Below are 18,880 nucleotides of genomic sequence, written 5' to 3'. Positions count from 1 at the left end.
ATTTTTCATGCACGATTCGAGGAGATGTTGATGTCCGCAGTAAAAAATAGAGGCGCCCGGCGCATGGCGCTGCTGTCCGCATTCTCGGCCTTCTCGGCCGCTGGGGCCGCCTGGGCGCAGCAGGACGAGGTGACCCTGAAGGAAGTGGTGGTCAGCGGCAGCGCCGACGAATCAAGCGGCAATCCGCGCGTGCGCGTCGGCTCCAAGCTGCCGCTGGCGATGCGCGAAATCGCGCAATCGGTCAGCGTGGTCACGCGCGATCAGATCGAGCAGCAGAACCTCGGCACCCTGTCCGACGCCTTGCGCCACACGCCGGGCGTGACGGTGGAGAACAAGGATGCCAACCGGGCCATCTTTTATTCGCGCGGCTATGAAATCAATTCGGTGCAGCTCGACGGCGTGCCCACGACCTACGATTTCCGCGTCAGCGCCTCGTCCGACCTGGCCCTGTTCGAGCGCGTCGAAGTGCTCAAGGGGCCAGCCGCGCTGTATGCGGGCACCAGCGGCACGGGCGGCAGCATCAACCTGGTGCGCAAGCGCCCGACCGACGAGCTGCGCGCCACGGCCGAGCTGAGCCTGGGATCCTGGAACAAGCGCCGCGCGGAATTCGACGTGGGTTCGGCCCTGAATGCCGAGGGCACCTTGCGCGGCCGCGTGGTCGGCGTGCTGCAGGACAAGGACTTTTTCTATGATGATGCGCATGAGCGCAGCCACACGCTGTATGGCGTGGCCGACTACACATTCAGTCCGGCCACGCGCCTGACCGTGGGCGCCAGCACGCAATACGTGCGCGCCGCCGAACAGCCGTGGAATTATCCCGCCATGCTCGACCTGTCGAGCGGCAAGCCGGTGCTGTCGCTGCCCAACATACCGCGCAAGACGAATATCGGCGCCAATTTCAACCTGGACCAGTACCGCACCACCAACGCCTTCGCTGAACTCGAGCACAAGATGGCCAATGGCTGGAGCGGACGCCTGTCCGCCAATTGGCAGGAAATCGGCCTCGATCGCATCCAGGCCTATCCGTGGAACCCGATCGACCCGGCTGACAATCTGGTGCAGCTGTACGTGGGCGGCGGCAAGGACCGCCAGCGCCAGTATGGCGTCGACCTGAACGCCGGCGGGCCGTTCGCGCTGTTCGGCCGCCGCCACCAGCTGCTGGTGGGCGCCAACTACAACAGCATGCGCTTCGCCTCGCCGTACTACCGGGGCGAATTCGATGAGAAGGTCGATATCTTCCAGCCGCGCCACGACTTCCCCCGCCCCGACTTCCTGCCGCTGGGGGAAGGGCAGAACCTGCGCTCAGAACAGTATGGCGTCTACACGAATGCGCGTTTCAGTATTACCGATCCGCTGACCCTGGTGCTGGGCGCGCGCGCGTCGTGGTGGAAGGGCCGCACGCAGGACTATACGCGGGACAGCTCCGTGGAGAGCCGCAACGAGGCGACCGGCAAAATCTCGCCGCAAGTGGGCCTGATCTATGACCTGAGCCGCGACTACTCGCTGTACGCCAGCTATGTCGACGTGTTCCAGCCGCAGGCATTCGCCGGGCGCGACGGCACGCCGCTCAATCCCCTGAAGGGCAAGCAGTACGAGCTCGGTGTCAAGGGCGAAAGCGTTGACCGCGCGCTGAGCGGCTCGCTGGCGCTGTTCCGCGTCAGCGAAAACGGCCGCGCCCAGTCCGTGCTGGTGCCGGACGGCGTCGATTACTACATCGCCCGCGGCAAGACGCGCAACCAGGGAGTGGAAGCCCAGGTCAACGGACGCCCGCTGCCAGGCTGGGATGTGTATGGCGGCTATACCTACATCAATTCGCATGAGCTGGAAAGCCTGGACGGACTCGATTCCAGCGCCTTTTCAGCCATCGCGCCGCGGCACATGCTGCGCTTTGGCAGCAACTACGCGTTTGCCGGCGACTGGAACCGCTTCAGCGTCGGCGGCGGCGTGACGGCCGTCAGCCGCTTCTACAACAGCTTCGCGGTGCTGGGCGGCGCCCAGCTGGCGCAGGGCGGCTATGCCACCGTCGATGCGCATGCCGCCTGGGCCATCAGCGCGCGCGCCACCCTGGCGCTCAATGTCAGCAACCTGTTCGACCGCCATTACTACCAGCGCATCAATACGCCGCAGAACGGCAACGTGATCGGTGAACCGCGCGCCCTGGCGGTGACCTTGCGCCTGAAGCTGTAAGCCCAGACGGCCGCTGCCCGGTCCAGGCCGGGCGGCTTATCCCATCGTACTCCGACGCCTCCATGATCACCAACCAAGACCAATTGCTTGCCCTGATGCTCGACGATGAAACCGATGGCGTCGATGCGATCCTGCCGCGCGCCGTCCACGGCGATGGCGCCGCGCCCCTGTCTTTCCAGCAGCAGCGCCTGTGGTTCCTGCAGCGCTACGAGTCCCGCTCGACCGCGTACAACCTGTGCCGCGCGTTTCGCCTGGACGGGCCCTGCGACGGCGCGGCGCTGCAGGCGGCGCTGCGCGCGCTGGTGCAGCGCCATGCCGTGCTGCGCACCCGCTTCGAGGAACGCGACGGCTTGCCGCTGCAGATCGTCGAGGCGCACGCCAGCCTGGCGCTGGGGCGCGAGACGGCGCCTGCGGGGGATGCCGCCGCCTGGCTTGCCGCGCGCCTGCGGCGCGAAGCGGACACGCCGTTCGACCTGGGCGCCGCGCCGCTGCTGCGCGCCACCCTGATCGATTGCGGCCGCGAGCACGCCGTACTCATGCTGAGCATGCACCACATCGTCTCGGATGCCTGGTCCAATCCCGTGCTGATCCGTGACCTGGCGCAAGCCTACCGCGCCGCGCAGGCGGGCACGCCGGGGCTGCCTGCGCTGCCGCTGCAATATGCCGACTATGCGGCCTGGCAGCGCGCCATGCTGCAGGGCCCGCACCTAGATGCGGAACTGGCCTACTGGACGGCCTACCTGGGGCAGGACGTGCCGGCGCTGAATTTGCCCGTGCTGGCCGACGGCCCCGCGTCCGCGCAGGCGTCCGGCAGCCACGCGTTTGCGCTGCCGCCGGCGCTGGCCCGCGCGGCGCTGGCGTTTTGCCGCGCCGAACAGTGCACGCCGTTCGTCATCCTGATGGCGGCCTGGCAGCTGGTGCTCGGTGGCCTGAGCGGCCAACGCGACTTTGCCATCGGCGTGCCGAACGCGGGCCGCAATCGCCACGAAGTGCATGAGTTGATCGGTTTTTTCGTCAATACCCAGGTCTACCGCGCGCGCCTGGCGCCCGGCCTGACGCCGCGCACCCTGTGCCGCCGCCTGCGCGGCGAGGCGCTGGCCGCGCTGAACCACGCCGAGCTGCCATTCGAGCTGCTGCTCGATGCGATGCGCATCGAGCGCGACCTGTCGCGCAATCCGCTGTTCCAGGTCCTGTTCAACCTGCGCCATGAAGGCGCGGCCGCTTCCGCCGTGCCCGTGCTCGACGGCTTGTCCGTCAGCCTGCTGTCGGAAGCGCAGGTCGAGGCCAAGTTCGACCTCTCGCTCGATGTCGCCATCGGCGCCGATGGCGTGACGGCCAGCCTGGAATACCGCACAGCCCTGTTTGACGGGACAGGCATCGCGGCGCTGGCCAGCTATTTCGTCAATGTGCTGGCGGCCATGCTGGAGCGGCCGGACGCCGTGCTCGATGGCATGGGCCTGTTGTCGGCCGCGCAGGCCGATGCCTTGCTGCGCCAGGGCCGCAACGATGGTCCCGCGTGGAACGACTTGCCCGTGCACGCGCAATTCGAGCTGCAAGCCATGCTGCATCCGGACGCGCTGGCCTTGCTGTACGAGGACGAGGCGCTCACTTACCGCATGCTGAACGTGCGCGCCAACCGCCTTGCGCATGCGCTGCTGGCGCAGGGTGCGGGGCCGGAAGTGCGCGTCGGCATCGCCGTCGAGCGCTCGGTCGACATGCTGGCCGGCTTGCTGGCCATTCTTAAGACGGGGGCGGCCTACGTGCCGCTGGACCCCGGCTATCCGGCCGAACGCCTGGCCTACATGATCGCCGACAGCGGCATGGCGCTGCTGCTGACGCAGGCGTCGGTGCTGCCGCGCCTGGCCTTGCCGGCGAACTTGCCGGTGCAGCTGGTGGAGCAGCCGTCCGCGCTGGAACACGATCCCGGCCATGCGCCGCTGCCGCAGCAGCTGGCCTACGTGATCTACACCTCCGGCTCGACGGGCAAGCCGAAGGGCGTGGGCATCGCGCACCAGGCCCTGAGCCGGCATGCGCAGGTATCCGTCGGCTTCTTCGGCCTGACGGCGCAGGACCGCGTGCTGCAGTTTTCGACCCTGAACTTCGACGGCTTCGTCGAGCAAGCCTGGCCGACCCTGTGCGTGGGCGCGGCGCTGGTCTTGCGGGGACCTGACTTGTGGGACAGCGAGACGTTTTACCAGGCGCTGCACCGCTACCGCATCAGCGTGGCGGACCTGACGACGGCGTACTGGTCGCTGCTGGCGCAGGATTTTGCGGCCCAGGGAGCACGCGACTACGGCGCGCTGCGCCAGGTGCACGCGGGCGGCGAGGCGATGCCGCCGGAAGCGCTGCAGGCGTGGCGCCAGGCGGGCATGCGGCACATCCGTTTGCTCAATACCTATGGCCCGACGGAAGCGGCGGTGACGGCGGCCACGCTCGATTGCGCGCCCTACCTCGATGGCGCGGCGCCGGCGCAGATGCCGATCGGCCTGCCGCTGGCCGGGCGCGCGCTGCAGGTGCTGGACGGGGACATGGCATTGGCGCCGCCCGGTGCCGCCGGCGAACTGTGCATCGGCGGGGCCTTGCTGGCGCGCGGCTACCTGGGCCGCGCGGCGCTGACGGCCGAACGCTTCGTGCCGGACCCGCATGGCGCGCCCGGCGCGCGCCTGTACCGCACGGGCGACCTGGTGCGCTGGCGTGGCGGACAGCTCGACTACCTGGGCCGCATCGACCACCAGATCAAGATCCGCGGCTTCCGCGTGGAGCTGGGCGAGATCGAGGCGCAGCTGCTGGCGCAGCCGGGCGTGCGCGAAGCCGTGGTGGTGGCGCAGGATGGTCCGGCGGGTACGCGCCTGGTGGCGTACGTGAGTCCGCAACAGGTCTCGGTGGAAGCGTTGCGCGCGGCCTTGGCGGCGGCGCTGCCCGACTACATGCTGCCGGCGGCCATCGTGGCCTTGGCGCGCCTGCCATTGAGCCCGGCGGGCAAGGTGGAGCGCAGCGCGCTGCCGGCGCCGCAGCTGGAAAGCGAAGCATATGCAGCGCCGCAGGGCGAGCTGGAACAGGCGCTGGCGGCCATCTGGAGTGCGCTGTTGGGCGTGCCGCGCGTGGGGCGCGACGACAACTTCTTTGCGCTGGGCGGGCATTCGCTGCTGGCCGTGCAGCTGGTGTCGCGCCTGAACCTGGCGCTGGCCGTGTCGCTGCCGCTGCGCGCCGTATTTGAAACCAAATCCTTGTCCCTGTTGGCCGCCGAAGTCGCCACCTTGCAGCAACAAGCTTCACAACAATCGAAGATGGATGATCTCGCGTCATTCCTCGATGCCTTGGAGTCGACCTGATCATGCAAACCGATATCGCACTGCAGTTGGCCGAACGTTTCAGCGCCCTGACGCCGGAACAGCGGCGCGCTTTTCACAAGAAAATGACCGAGCAGGGCATCACGCAGGCGCAGCTGCCCATCCCGCCGCGCCGCCATGCGCTTACGCGCGCGCCCCTGTCCTTCGCCCAGCAGCGCCAGTGGTTCCTGTGGCAGCTCGATCCGGCCAGCAGCGCCTACCATATCGCGGGCGGTCTGCGCTTGCGCGGCCGCCTGCAGGCAGGGGCCGTGCAGGGGGCTTTCGACGCCCTGATCGCGCGCCATGAATCGCTGCGCACGTATTTTGTGGCCGATGCGGATGGCCTGGCCGAGCAGTGCATCGCGCCCCCGATGGCGCTGCGGCTGGCGCACGCGGACTTGCGCGGCATCGACGATGGCGAAGCGCAGCTGGCGCGCATCGCCGACGATTTCAACCAGGCCCCGTTCGACCTTGCCAGCGCGCCCCTGCTGCGCGCGATGCTGGTGCGGCTGGCCGACGACGAACACGTGCTGCTGGTGGTCATGCATCACATCGTGTCGGATGGCTGGTCGATCCAGCTGGTGATCGAGGAATTCGGCGCGTTGTACCAGGCGGCGCAAGATGCCAGCGCCGCGGCGCTGGCGCCTTTGCCCATCCAATATGCCGACCACGCCGCCTGGCAGCGCCACTGGCTCGATGCGGGTGAGCGCGATGCGCAGCTGGCCTACTGGACGGCGCGCCTGGGCGACGAGCATCCGGTACTGCAGCCGCCGGCCGACCATGCCCGCCAGGCGCAGCCGGACTACCATGCCGCGCGCTTCGATTTCGCGCTGCCGCCCGAGCTGGGCGCGCAGCTGCACCGCAGCGCGCGGCGCCATGGCGCCACCGTCTTCATGCTGCTGCTCACCGCCTTCAAGGCGCTGCTGTACCGCCACACGGGCCAGCAGGCGCTGCGCATCGGCGTGCCGATGGCCAACCGCAACCGCGTCGAGACCGAGGGCGTGATCGGCTTTTTCGTCAATACCCTGATCATCGATACGCGCCTCGATGGACGCACGTCGCTGCAGCAGTTGCTGCTGCAGGTGCGCGACGCCGCGCTGGGCGCGCAGGCGCACCAGGACTTGCCGTTCGACGTGCTGGTCGATGCCTTGCAGCCGGAACGCAGCCTGAGCCACCCAGCCCTGTTCCAGGTGCTGTTCAATCACCAGCACCTGCAGCCGCGCGGCGAGGTCCGGCTGGCGGGGCTGTCGGCGGCGCCGTATGAATTGGGCCGCCAGGCGGCCAAGTTCGAGCTCACGCTCGACACCCAGGAGCGGGCCGATGGCAACCTGTCGGCCAGTTTTGCCTATGCCGTGGAGCTGTTCGAACCGGCCAGCATCGCGCGCCTGTCGCGCCATTACCTGGCGCTGCTGCAGGCGCTGGCCGACACGCCGCAGTGCGCGCTCGGCGATGTGCCGCTGCAGGAAGCGGCCGAACGGACGGCGCTGCTGGCCTGGAGCCGCTGCGACCAGCCGTACGCGCTGCCCGAGGCGGTGCACTTGCTGATCGAGCGCCAGGCCGCGGCCACGCCGCAGGCGGATGCGCTGCTGTTTGGCGACGAAGTGCTCAGTTATGCAGCCTTGAACGGGCGCGCCAATGCCCTGGCGCGGCGGCTGGCCGCCCTCGGCGTGGGGCCGGAAGTGCGCGTCGGCCTGGCGCTGCTGCGCTCCGTCGAGATGGTGGTGGGCTTGCTGGCCGTGATGAAAGCGGGCGGCGCCTACGTGCCGATCGACCCCGAATATCCGGCCGAACGCATCGCCTACATGCTGGACGACAGCGCGGTCAGCCTGCTGCTCACGCATGCGCCCGTGCTGGACGCCTTGCCGGCGCACCTGCCGCCCGTGCTGATGCTGGACGAGGAAGCGGTGTATGCGGACGGCGGGCAGGATAATCCGCGCGTGGCGCTGCACGGGGAAAATCTCGCCTATGTGATCTACACCTCGGGTTCCACGGGACGCCCGAAGGGCGCGGCCAACCGCCATTGTGCGCTGTATAACCGCCTGGTATGGATGCAGCAGACGTATGGGCTGGGTGCGGGCGACACGGTGCTGCAGAAAACGCCGTTCAGCTTTGACGTCTCGGTATGGGAATTTTTCTGGCCGCTGATGTACGGCGCGCGGCTGGCCGTGGCCGCGCCGGGCGAGCACCGCGATCCGGCGCTGCTGGCGGCGCTGATCGAGCGCCATGGCGTCACCACCGTGCATTTCGTGCCGTCGATGCTGCAGGCGTTTGCCGCCAACCTGGCGCCGGGCGCCTGCGCCAGCTTGCGCACGGTGATCTGCAGCGGCGAGGCGCTGCCGGCCGATTTGCAGGACCGGACTCTGGCCGCCTTGTCGCAGGCGCAGCTGCATAATCTGTATGGTCCTACCGAGGCGGCCATCGATGTCACGTGGTGGCAGTGCCGCGCGGGCGACGCCGTGGTGCCCATCGGGCGTCCCATCGCCAACCTGCGCAGCTATGTGCTGGACGACAGCCTGAACCTGGCGCCGGCCGGCGTGGCGGGCGAGTTGTACCTGGGCGGCGTGGGCCTGGCGCGCGGCTACCTGCACCGTCCCGGCCTGAGCGCCGAGCGCTTCGTGCCCGATCCGTTCGACGGCGAAGGTGCGCGCCTGTACCGGACCGGCGACCTGGTGCGCTGGCGTACCGACGGCGCGCTGGAATACCTGGGCCGCATCGATCACCAGATCAAGATACGCGGCCTGCGCGTGGAGCTGGGCGAGATCGAGTCCCAATTACTGCAGCAGCCCGGCGTGACCGAGGCGGTGGTGGTGGCGCAGGCGTCCGGCCAGGGTCTGCGCCTGGTGGCCTATGTCACGCCCGCAATGCTGGACACGGCGGCGCTGCGCGCTGCGCTGGTCGTGCGCGTGCCCGACTACATGGTGCCGTCGGCGCTTGTCGCGCTGCCGCGCCTGCCCCTGAATGGCAACGGCAAGCTCGATCGCAAGGCGCTGCCGGCCGCGCAGTTTGGCGCCGGCGCGGAGCATGCGCCGGCCGAGGGCGAGGTGGAAACCATGCTGGCGCGCCTGTGGTGCGAGGTGCTGGGCCTGGAACGGGTGGGGCGCGAGGATAACTTCTTTGAACTGGGCGGCGACTCCATCCTCAGCCTGCAGATTGTCGCGCGCGCGCGCCAGGCGGGCTGGAAGCTGACGCCGAAGCAGTTGTTCGAACGCCAGAGCATCGCCGCCCTGGCGCTGGTGGCGCAACCGCTGCAGTCCGCGCCGGCGGTGCCTGAAGACGCGCAGGGCGAGGTGCCGCTGCTGCCGATCCAGCTCGATTTCTTTGCCGCCGCCATCCCGCAGCGCCACCACTGGAACCAGTCGCTGCTGATGCGGGCGAACGGCGCGCTCGACGCGGGCGCGCTGGAACGCGCGCTGCAGGTGCTCGCCGCGCATCACCAGTCGTTGAGCCTGCGCTTCCGGCAGGCGGATTCGGGCGCCTGGCGCCAGAGTTACGGCCCCGTGCCGGCCCAGCTGCTGTGGCAATGCGAAGCGCAGGACGGCGCCGCCATCGAGGCGACCTGCCGCGAGGCGCAGCGCAGCCTGGACTTGGAGCAGGGCAGGCTGCTGCGCGCGCAGCTGATACATGTGGCCGATGGCAGCACGCGGCTGTTCCTCGCCGTACACCATCTGGCCGTCGACGGCGTCTCGTGGCGGGTGCTGCTGGAAGATCTGGAAACGGCGTACCGGGCCGCCCTGGCCGGCACCGCCGCGACGCTGCCGCCGCGCGGCAGCAGTTTGCAGGCGTGGTCGCTGCGCCTGTGCCAGCACGCGCACACGCCGGCCGTGCGCGCCGAGCTGCCCTACTGGCTGTCGGTAGGGGGGACGCCGGCCGCCTTGCCCTGCTCCCGTCCGGATGGCGCCAATACCACGCGCCACGCGCGCGACCTGGGCCTGGCGCTGGACCGCGAGACCACGCGCCGGCTGCTGAAAGAGGCGCCGGCCGCCTACCGCACCCAGGTCAACGACCTGCTGCTGACGGCGCTGGGCCGCGCCCTGTGCCGCTACACGGGCCGGGCGCAGGTGCTGATCGAGGTGGAAGGCCATGGCCGTGAAGACCTGTTCGACGACCTTGACGCCAGCCGCACGGTGGGCTGGTACACCAGCATTTATCCGGTGCGTCTGGCGCCATTGGGCGAGGCGGGGGCCGCCATCCGGCGCGTCAAGCAGGATTTGCGCGACGTGCCGGCCAGGGGCATCGGCTACGGCCTGCTGCGCCATTTGGGCGACGATGCGGCGCGCGCCGCGCTGGCCGCCTTGCCGCGGCCGCAGCTGATTTTCAATTACCTGGGCCAGTTCGACGGCAGTTTCGAGCCGCAGGGATTGTGGGCGCCGGCTGCCGAATCGGGCGGCGAGACGCAGGACAGCGATGCGCCGCTGGGGCATGAACTGGCGCTCAACGGGCAAGTGCTGGACGGCGTGCTGAAACTCACGCTCAGTTTCAGCGCGGCGCGCCATGACGAAGGCGCGCTGGCGGCGCTGATGGACGACTATCGCCAGGAACTGGTGGCGCTGGTGGCGCATTGCTGCTCCGGCGCGCAGGGCGTGACGCCATCCGATTTCCCCCTGGTCCGGCTGGACCAGGCCAGCCTCGATGAGCTCAACTTACCGGTGGCGAGCCTGGCCGACCTGTATCCGCTGTCGCCGATGCAAGCCGGCATGCTGTTCCACAGCGTGTACGCGCCGCACGATGGCGCCTACCTGAACCAGCTGCGCGTCGATATCGATGGCCTGGACGCCGGGCGTTTCGCGGCCGCGTGGCAGGCGGTGATCGCGCGCCACGATATCCTGCGCACGGCCTTCTTGCCGCAGGCCGCGCCGCCGCTGCAATGGGTCAGCCGCGATACGGGTCCCGCGCTGCAAGAACTGGACTGGCGCGGCCACGACGACATCCAGGCCGACCTCGACGCGCTGGCGCGGCGCGACCTGGCGCAAGGCTTCGTGTTGGAACAGGCACCGCTGCAGCGCCTGCACCTGGTGCGCACCTCGGCCTCACGCCACCATTTCATCTGGACCAACCACCATCTGCTGCTCGATGGCTGGAGCAGTTCGCGCCTGATGGGCGAGCTGTTGCGCCACTATGCGGGCCAGCCGCTGGCCACGCACGGCGGACGCTACCGCGACTACATCGCCTGGCTGCAGCGGCAGGACGCGGCCGGCAGCGAAAGCTACTGGCGCGCGCTGGTGGCGCCGCTGGCCGCGCCCACGCGCCTGGCCGGGTTGCTGCCGTGCGAGGCGCGGCAGGGCGGGCATGCGGAAATCGGCACGGCGCTGGAGCGCCAGGAAAGCGTGCAGCTGGCCGCCTTTGCGCGGCGCCACCATGTGACGGTCAACACCGTCGTGCAGGCGGCGTGGGCGATCCTGCTGCAGCGCCATACGGGCCAGCGCACGGTGGCCTTTGGCGCCACGGTGGCCGGGCGGCCCGGCGACCTGGCCGGCGCGCAGCAGTTGCTGGGACTGTTCATCAACACGCTGCCCGTGATCGCCACGCCGCGCCATGCGCAGACGGTGGCCGGCTGGCTGGCCGAGGTGCAGGCGCAAAGCCTGGCCTCGCGCGAACATGAGCACACGCCGCTGGTCGACATCCAGCGCTGGGCCGAGCAGGGTGCGGGCGGCCTGTTCGACACCCTGGTGGTGTTTGAAAACTATCCGGTCGACGAAGCCCTGACCGGGGCGGCGCCCGATGGTCTGGTATTTACCGCCATCGAGCGGCGCGAGCAGACCAGTTATCCGCTGACCCTGGCCGTCATGCAGAACGCGACGCTGGCCCTGCATTACGGCTACGACCAGGCGCAGTTCGATGCCGCCGGCGTGGCCGCGATCGGCGCCAGTTTGCTGGCGCTGCTGCGGGTGATGATCGCCGATGCGCAGCAGCCACTGGGCAGCCTGGCCTTGCCCGATGCGCGCGCACGGCAGCAGCTGCGCGCGCTGGCGCACAGCGGCGCGCCAGCCGTGCCGTATGTGGCGGTGCACGAGCGCATCGTCCGGCATGCGGCGCTGCATCCCGATGCGCCGGCCGTCGTGATCGGCGGCGAGCAGATCAGCCATGCGCAGCTGGAGCGGCGCGCCAGCGCGCTGGCAAGGCGTCTGCGCGCGCGCGGCATCGGCGCCGAAATGCGCGTGGGCGTGGCGCTGGAGCGCTCGATCGACATGATCGTCGCCCTGCTGGCCGTGCTGAAGGCCGGCGCCGCGTATGTGCCGCTGGACCCCGATTACCCGGCCGGGAGGCTAGCTTACATGATGGACGACAGCGGCATCTGCCTGCTGATCGCGCAGCAGCAGGTGCTGGACCGGGTGGCGGCGCCCGCAGGCGTGCCGCTGCTGCTGATGCCGCCGGCCGGTGCCCACGACGCCGCCGACGCCGACGGCGACGCTGCACCATGGCCGGCGCCGCACCGGCACAACCTGGCCTACCTGATTTATACCTCCGGCTCGACCGGCAAGCCGAAAGGCGTGGCGGTGACGCATGGCCCGCTGGCCATGCATTGCGCCGTCACGGCGGAGCTGTATGAAATGGGGCCGCAGTCGCGCGAACTGCATTTCCTGTCGTTCGCCTTCGATGGCGCCCACGAGCGCTGGCTGACCACCCTGTGCGCCGGCGGCGCGCTGGTGCTGCGCGACGCCAGCCTGTGGACGCCCGAGCAAACCTATGCGGCCTTGCGCGCGCAACGCATCACGAATGCGGGCTTTCCACCGGCTTACCTGAAACAGCTGGCCGAATGGGCTGAACACAGCGGCAACCCGCCGCCCGTGGAACTATATTCGTTTGGCGGCGAGGCGATGCCGCAGGCGGCCTTCGAGCAGGTCTGCCGTGCCCTGAAACCGCGCTTCCTGATCAACGGTTATGGACCCACGGAAGCGGTGGTCACGCCGATGGTGTGGAAGGTCGGCGTGGATGCGGGCTGCCGCAGCGCGTATGCGCCCATCGGCCGTCCGGTGGGCGCGCGCAGCGCGTGGGTGCTCGATGACGCCTTGAGCCTGGCGCCGCCGGGCGTGCCCGGGGAACTGTACCTGGGCGGCGAGGGCCTGGCGCGCGGCTATCTGGGGCGTCCGGGCATGACGGCCGACCGCTTCATTCCCGACCCCTTCGATGGCGCCGGCGGACGCTTGTACCGCACGGGCGACCTGGTGCGCTGGCAGGCCGACGGCCAGCTGGAATACCTGGGACGCATCGACCACCAGGTCAAGATCCGCGGTTTCCGCATCGAGCTGGGCGAAGTCGAGGCGCAATTGCTGGCGCAGCCGGGCGTGCTGGCCGCGGTCGCCATGGCCCAGCCTGGCGTCCACGGCAACCTGCGCCTGGTGGCCTACGTGGCGCCCGCCAGCCTGCAGCCGGCCGGGCTGAAACTGGCGCTGGCGCGCCAGCTGCCCGACTACATGGTGCCGTCCGTGATCGTGGCGCTCGACAGCCTGCCGCTGAATGCGAACGGCAAGGTGGACCGCAACGCGCTGCCGGCCCCGCAGGCGCTGCAGCAGGGCGGCAGCGTGGCGCCGCAGGGCCCCGCCGAGCAATTGCTGGCCCAGGTGTGGCGCGGCGTGCTGGGACTGGAGCAGCTGGGACGCGACGACAATTTCTTTGAACTGGGCGGCGACTCGATCCTGAGCCTGCAGATCGTGGCGCGCTTGCGCCAGGCCGGCTGGATCGTCACGCCGAAACAGCTGTTCGAGCGCCAGAGCGTCGCCGCGCTGGCACCGCTGATGCAGGCCGTGGCGGCCAGCGCTGGCGGCAGCGCCGAGGTGCCGGGGCAAGAGGTGCCGCTATTGCCGATCCAGTCGGCCTTCTTTGCCGCGCAACTGGCGCGGCTCGACCATTTCAACCAGTCGGTGCTGCTGCAGGCGTCGGCGGCCGGCGCCGGCGACGTCATCGCGGCGGCGCTGGACGTGCTGCTGCAGACGCATGCCGCGCTGCGCCTGCGCTTTACCCACGGCCCGGATGGCTGGTCGCAGCAATATGGGGCAGCGCCGGACGCGCCGCTGCTGTGGCGCCGCGAGGCGCGCGACGCGGCCGACGTGGAGCGCCATTGCCAGCTGGCCCAGCGCAGCCTGGACCTGCGCCAGGGGCAACTGCTGCGCGCCGTGCTCATTGCCATGGCGGACGGCAGCGTGCGCCTGCTGCTGGTCGTGCATCACCTGGCGGTCGATGGCGTGTCGTGGCGCATCCTGCTGCAAGACCTCGATACCTTGTGCCGCCAGGGCGCCGCCGGCCAGCCTTTGCGCCTGGCGGCGGCCAGCGCGCCGTTGCAAGCCTGGGCGCGGCGCCTGCAGGAACATGCGGCCAGCGATGCCGTGTGCGCGCAACTGCCGTATTGGCAGGCGCTGGCGGATACGCCCTCGCGCCTGCCGCTGGCGGACAGCCGCGGCGCCAGCAGCAGCGAGCTGGTCGCCGGCGCCGTGCTGCAACTGGACCGCGACACCACGCGGCGCCTGCTGAAAGAGGCGCCGGCCGCCTACCGCACCCAGGTCAACGACCTGCTGCTGACGGCGCTGGGGCGCGCGCTGTGCCGCCATGCGGGCGAGGAAAGCTTCCTCGTCGACCTGGAAGGCCATGGCCGCGAAGACTTGTTCGAGGAGCTCGATATCAGCCGCACTGTGGGCTGGTTCACCAGCGCCTATCCCGTGCGCCTGGCGCCGCTGGGGGCGCCCGATGTCGCCCTGAAGCGCATCAAGCAGGATTTGCGGGCGATTCCCGACAAGGGCATCGGCTACGGCCTGCTGAAATACATGGGCTGCGACGCGGACCGGCAGGCGCTGGCCGCGCTGGCGCCGGCGCAGGTGCTGTTCAATTACCTGGGCCAGTTTGACGGCAGTTTCGAGGCCGATGCAGCCTGGCGTCCGGCGGCCGAACCGAGCGGCGACGCACAGGACCCGGACGCGCCTCTCGGCCATGAACTGGTGATCAATGGCCAGGTCTTCGACGGCATGCTGAAAATGACGTTCAGCTACAGCGCGGCGCGCCACGACGGCGCGGCGATCAGGGCGCTGGCCGACGATTTCGGGCGCGAACTGCAGGCGCTGGTCGCGCATTGCTGTTCCGGCGCGCTGGGCGTAACGCCGTCGGACTTTCCGCTGGCGCCGCTGGACCAGGCCAGGCTCGATGCGCTGGACTTGCCCCTGAACGAGCTGGCCGACCTGTATCCGCTCTCGCCGATGCAGGCGGGCATGCTGTTCCACTGCCTGCAGGCGCCGCAAGGCAGCGCCTATGTCAACCAGTTGTGCGTGGACGTGGAAGGCCTCGACGCGCAACGCTTCGCGGCCTCCTGGCGCGCGGTGGCGGCGCGCCATGACATCCTGCGCACCCGCTTCGTGCAGGACGGTGGCGAGGCGCTGCAATGGGTCAGCCGCGCCGGCGCGGGCGAGGTGGCATTGCTCGACTGGCGCGGCCAGGACGCCGGTGCCGCCGCGCTCGACGCCTACGCCCGGGCGGACCTGGCGCGCGGCTTCGACCTGGCGCGCGAACCGCTGCAGCGGCTGTCCCTGATCCGCCGCGACGCTACGCGGCAGCGCCTGGTCTGGACCAGCCACCATCTGCTGCTCGATGGCTGGAGCACCTCGCAGCTGATGGGAGAGATACTGCGCCACTACCACGGCGAACCGCATGTGCCGGTGCCGGGCCGCTACCGCGACTACATCGCCTGGCTGCAGCGGCAGGATGGCGCCGCCAGCGAAGCGTTCTGGCGCGCGCAACTGGCGCCGCTGGCATCGCCCACGCGCCTGGCGCTGGCGCTGCCGGTGCCAGCGGGTGCCGCGGGTGCTGCCGGCCAGGACAGCGTCAGCCTGCGCCTGGAACCGGCGGCGATGGCCGGCCTGGCCGCCTTCGCGCGGCAGGCGCGCATCACCGTCAACACCGTGGTGCAGGGCGCCTGGCTGCTGCTGTTGCAGCGCTATACGGGGCAATCTTGCGTGGCCTTTGGCGCCACCGTGGCCGGCCGTCCGGCGACCCTGCCGGGCGCCGACCGCCTGCTCGGCATGTTCATCAATACCTTGCCCGTGATCACCGCTCCCCAGGCGGGCGCACCCGTGGGCGAGTGGCTGCGCCAGCTGCAGGCGCAAAACCTGGCAGGGCGCGAATTCGAGCATACGCCGCTGTACGAGGTGCAGCGCTGGGCGGGGCAGGGCGGCGTCGCCCTGTTCGACAGCATCATCGTGTTCGAGAATTACCCCGTCGATGCCGCCTTGCGTGCCGCCGAAGAGGCAGAACTGCGCTTCAGCATGGCCAGCAAGCGCGAGGAGACCAATTATCCCTGGACCCTGGCCGTGATGCAGGATAGCGGACTGACCCTGCATGCCGACTATGCGCGCGCCAGCTTTGACGCCGCCAGCGCGCGCCTGATACTGGAACAGCTGGGCGCCTTGATGCAGGCGATGGCGCGCGCCGCCGACGCGCCGCTGGGCGCCTTGCCGCTGCTGTCGGCGCCGCAGGGCGCGGCCTTGCTGCGCCAGGGCCGCAACGAGGGCGGGCCGTGGAACGACTTGCCCGTGCATGCGCAGTTCGAGCTGCAAGCCGTGCTGCAGCCGGATGCGCTGGCGCTGCTGCACGAGGACGAGGCGCTCACTTACCGCGCCCTGAATCTGCGCGCCAACCGCCTTGCGCATGCGCTGCTGGCGCAGGGTGCGGGGCCGGAAGTGCGCGTCGGCATCGCCGTCGAGCGCTCGGTCGACATGCTGGCCGGCTTGCTGGCCATTCTTAAGACGGGGGCGGCCTACGTGCCGCTGGACCCCGGCTATCCGGCCGAACGCCTGGCCTACATGATCGCCGACAGCGGCATGGCGCTGCTGCTGACGCAGGCGTCGGTGCTGCCGCGCCTGGCCTTGCCGGCGAACTTGCCGGTGCAGCTGGTGGAGCAGCCGTCCGCGCTGGAACACGATCCCGGCCATGCGCCGCTGCCGCAGCAGCTGGCCTACGTGATCTACACCTCCGGCTCGACGGGCAAGCCGAAGGGCGTGGGCATCGCGCACCAGGCCCTGAGCCGGCATGCGCAGGTATCCGTCGGCTTCTTCGGCCTGACGGCGCAGGACCGCGTGCTGCAGTTTTCGACCCTGAACTTCGACGGCTTCGTCGAGCAAGCCTGGCCGACCCTGTGCGTGGGCGCGGCGCTGGTCTTGCGGGGACCTGACTTGTGGGACAGCGAGACGTTTTACCAGGCGCTGCACCGCTACCGCATCAGCGTGGCGGACCTGACGACGGCGTACTGGTCGCTGCTGGCGCAGGATTTTGCGGCCCAGGGAGCACGCGACTACGGCGCGCTGCGCCAGGTGCACGCGGGCGGCGAGGCGATGCCGCCGGAAGCGCTGCAGGCGTGGCGCCAGGCGGGCATGCGGCACATCCGTTTGCTCAATACCTATGGCCCGACGGAAGCGGCGGTGACGGCGGCCACGCTCGATTGCGCGCCCTACCTCGATGGCGCGGCGCCGGCGCAGATGCCGATCGGCCTGCCGCTGGCCGGGCGCGCGCTGCAGGTGCTGGACGGGGACATGGCATTGGCGCCGCCCGGTGCCGCCGGCGAACTGTGCATCGGCGGGGCCTTGCTGGCGCGCGGCTACCTGGGCCGCGCGGCGCTGACGGCCGAACGCTTCGTGCCGGACCCGCATGGCGCGCCCGGCGCGCGCCTGTACCGCACGGGCGACCTGGTGCGCTGGCGTGGCGGACAGCTCGACTACCTGGGCCGCATCGACCACCAGATCAAGATCCGCGGCTTCCGCGTGGAGCTGGGCGAGATCGAGGCGCAGCTGCTGGCGCAGCCGGGCGTGCGCGAAGCCGTGGTGGTGGCGCAGGATGGTCCGGCGGGTACGCGCCTGGTGGCGTACGTGAGTCCGCAACAGGTCTCGGTGGAAGCGTTGCGCGCGGCCTTGGCGGCGGCGCTGCCCGACTACATGCTGCCGGCGGCCATCGTGGCCTTGGCGCGCCTGCCATTGAGCCCGGCGGGCAAGGTGGAGCGCAGCGCGCTGCCGGCGCCGCAGCTGGAAAGCGAAGCATATGCAGCGCCGCAGGGCGAGCTGGAACAGGCGCTGGCGGCCATCTGGAGCGCCTTGCTGGGCGTGCCGCGCGTGGGGCGCGAGGACAACTTCTTTGCGCTGGGCGGGCATTCGCTGCTGGCCGTGCGCTGCATCACGCAGGTGAACCAGATGCTGCGCAGCCTGTACACGCAGGACACGCATGCGCTGTCGCTGGCAGACCTGTTCGGCAATCCGACCCTGGCCGCCTTGGCCGCCCGCTTTGGCGCCAGCGCGGCCGGTGCGCGCGTGGGCGAAAGCTGGCACAGCCTGCGCGCGACAGGTGACTTGCCGCCGCTGTTCTGTTGTCCCGGCCTGCTGGTGAACACCTTCGAATTCCAGGGGCTGGCGCAGGCACTGGGGCCGCGCCAGCCCGTGCATGGCTTTGTCAGCCATGCGCTGGGGCGCGAGCGCTGGGCCGACATCGGCGTGACGGAACTGGCTGCCCGCTATGCGGACATCATCGTGGCCAACAGTCCCGGCGGCGAGTGCTCGCTGGCCGGCTGGTCGCTGGGCGCCGTGCTGGCGCAGGAAACGGCGCGCCAGCTGGAGGGCCGCGTCGCCGTGCGCCTGGTCGGCATGATCGATCCCGTGCTGGGCCAGTTCGATGATGGCGGCGCCGTGGCGCCGGCGCTGGACCCGCAGCGCGAGCGGGCGCTGCGCGAGCAGTGGTTGACCCGCTCCAGCATGCGCGGGCGCTGGGAGCAGCTGTTCGAGCGCATGAGCGAGGATGAATGGGCGTGGTTCGTGCACCTGCAGGGGCGCGACATCGGGGCGCTGCCGCTCGATGGCGAGGCCGTGCATTGCAAGGAATACCTGGCCTGGAGCATCGCCAGCCATGCGCTGATGCTGCGCCGTCACCGTCCGCAGCGGGCCGGCGCCAGCGCCCGCGTGTGGATCGCCGAACGCACGCGCGCCGCCGGCGTGGCGCTGTTCGACAGCCGGGCGCACTTCGCGCAGGTGCTGGGCGAGGACGACGTGGCCGGGGCAGGCCACATCGACATCATCCACGCGCCCGCGCTGTGGCAAGGCTTGGGCGCCAGCCTGCCCAGGGACGCGGCATGAGCCGGCACGCCGTGGCGCGCGTTGCGCTGGGCGTGGCGGGCGCGTATCTGTTCGCCTGGAGCGTGGCCGGCGCCGGCGCGGCGCTGCTGTTCCGCCTCGGCGTGGTGCGCAGCGAAGCCGTGCTGCTCGCGTCGATGGCGGCCTTCCTCGTCTATCTGGGCGCCGCCCTGTGGGCGTTCGTGGCGCGCCGTTTGTGGCCGGTGGCGCTGTTATTGCTCGGCGCCTGGCTGCTGTACTGCGGCGCCGCCTATCTTTTCGAATGGAGTTGAGCCG

Annotated in this window: 4 protein-coding genes; all 4 read left to right on the top strand. The window is 70.1% G+C overall.

Annotated features, from left to right (window positions below; translation table 11 throughout):
* The first annotated feature begins 30 nt into the window (after positions 1 to 30).
* On the top strand, positions 31 to 2,187 hold the full coding sequence (locus U0004_RS29810) for a TonB-dependent siderophore receptor (protein WP_167468736.1): 2,157 nt from the start codon (positions 31 to 33) through the stop codon (positions 2,185 to 2,187).
* 62 nt (positions 2,188 to 2,249) lie between these two features.
* Entirely contained in the window at positions 2,250 to 5,519 is a 3,270-nt protein-coding gene (locus U0004_RS29805; protein ID WP_115057664.1) for a non-ribosomal peptide synthetase, read from the top strand.
* 2 nt (positions 5,520 to 5,521) lie between these two features.
* The gene (locus U0004_RS29800; RefSeq protein WP_115057663.1) at positions 5,522 to 18,607 is read left to right on the top strand and encodes a non-ribosomal peptide synthase/polyketide synthase; all 13,086 of its coding nucleotides are present in this window, start codon (positions 5,522 to 5,524) and stop codon (positions 18,605 to 18,607) included.
* On the top strand, positions 18,604 to 18,876 hold the full coding sequence (locus tag U0004_RS29795; RefSeq protein ID WP_070257927.1) for a hypothetical protein: 273 nt from the start codon (positions 18,604 to 18,606) through the stop codon (positions 18,874 to 18,876). Before U0004_RS29800 ends, U0004_RS29795 begins: the two co-directional genes overlap by 4 nt.
* Positions 18,877 to 18,880: the final 4 nt, after the last annotated feature.

Source organism: Janthinobacterium lividum, assembly GCF_034424625.1.
Taxonomy (GTDB): Bacteria; Pseudomonadota; Gammaproteobacteria; order Burkholderiales; family Burkholderiaceae_D; genus Janthinobacterium; species Janthinobacterium lividum.
This window is presented reverse-complemented; position numbering and strand designations above follow the sequence as displayed.

Coding starts and splice junctions, on each gene's coding strand:
- U0004_RS29810 (WP_167468736.1), top strand. CDS start 31: ATGTCCGCAGTAAAAAATAGAGGCGCCCGGCGCATGGCGCTGCTGTCC.
- U0004_RS29805 (WP_115057664.1), top strand. CDS start 2,250: ATGATCACCAACCAAGACCAATTGCTTGCCCTGATGCTCGACGATGAA.
- U0004_RS29800 (WP_115057663.1), top strand. CDS start 5,522: ATGCAAACCGATATCGCACTGCAGTTGGCCGAACGTTTCAGCGCCCTG.
- U0004_RS29795 (WP_070257927.1), top strand. CDS start 18,604: ATGAGCCGGCACGCCGTGGCGCGCGTTGCGCTGGGCGTGGCGGGCGCG.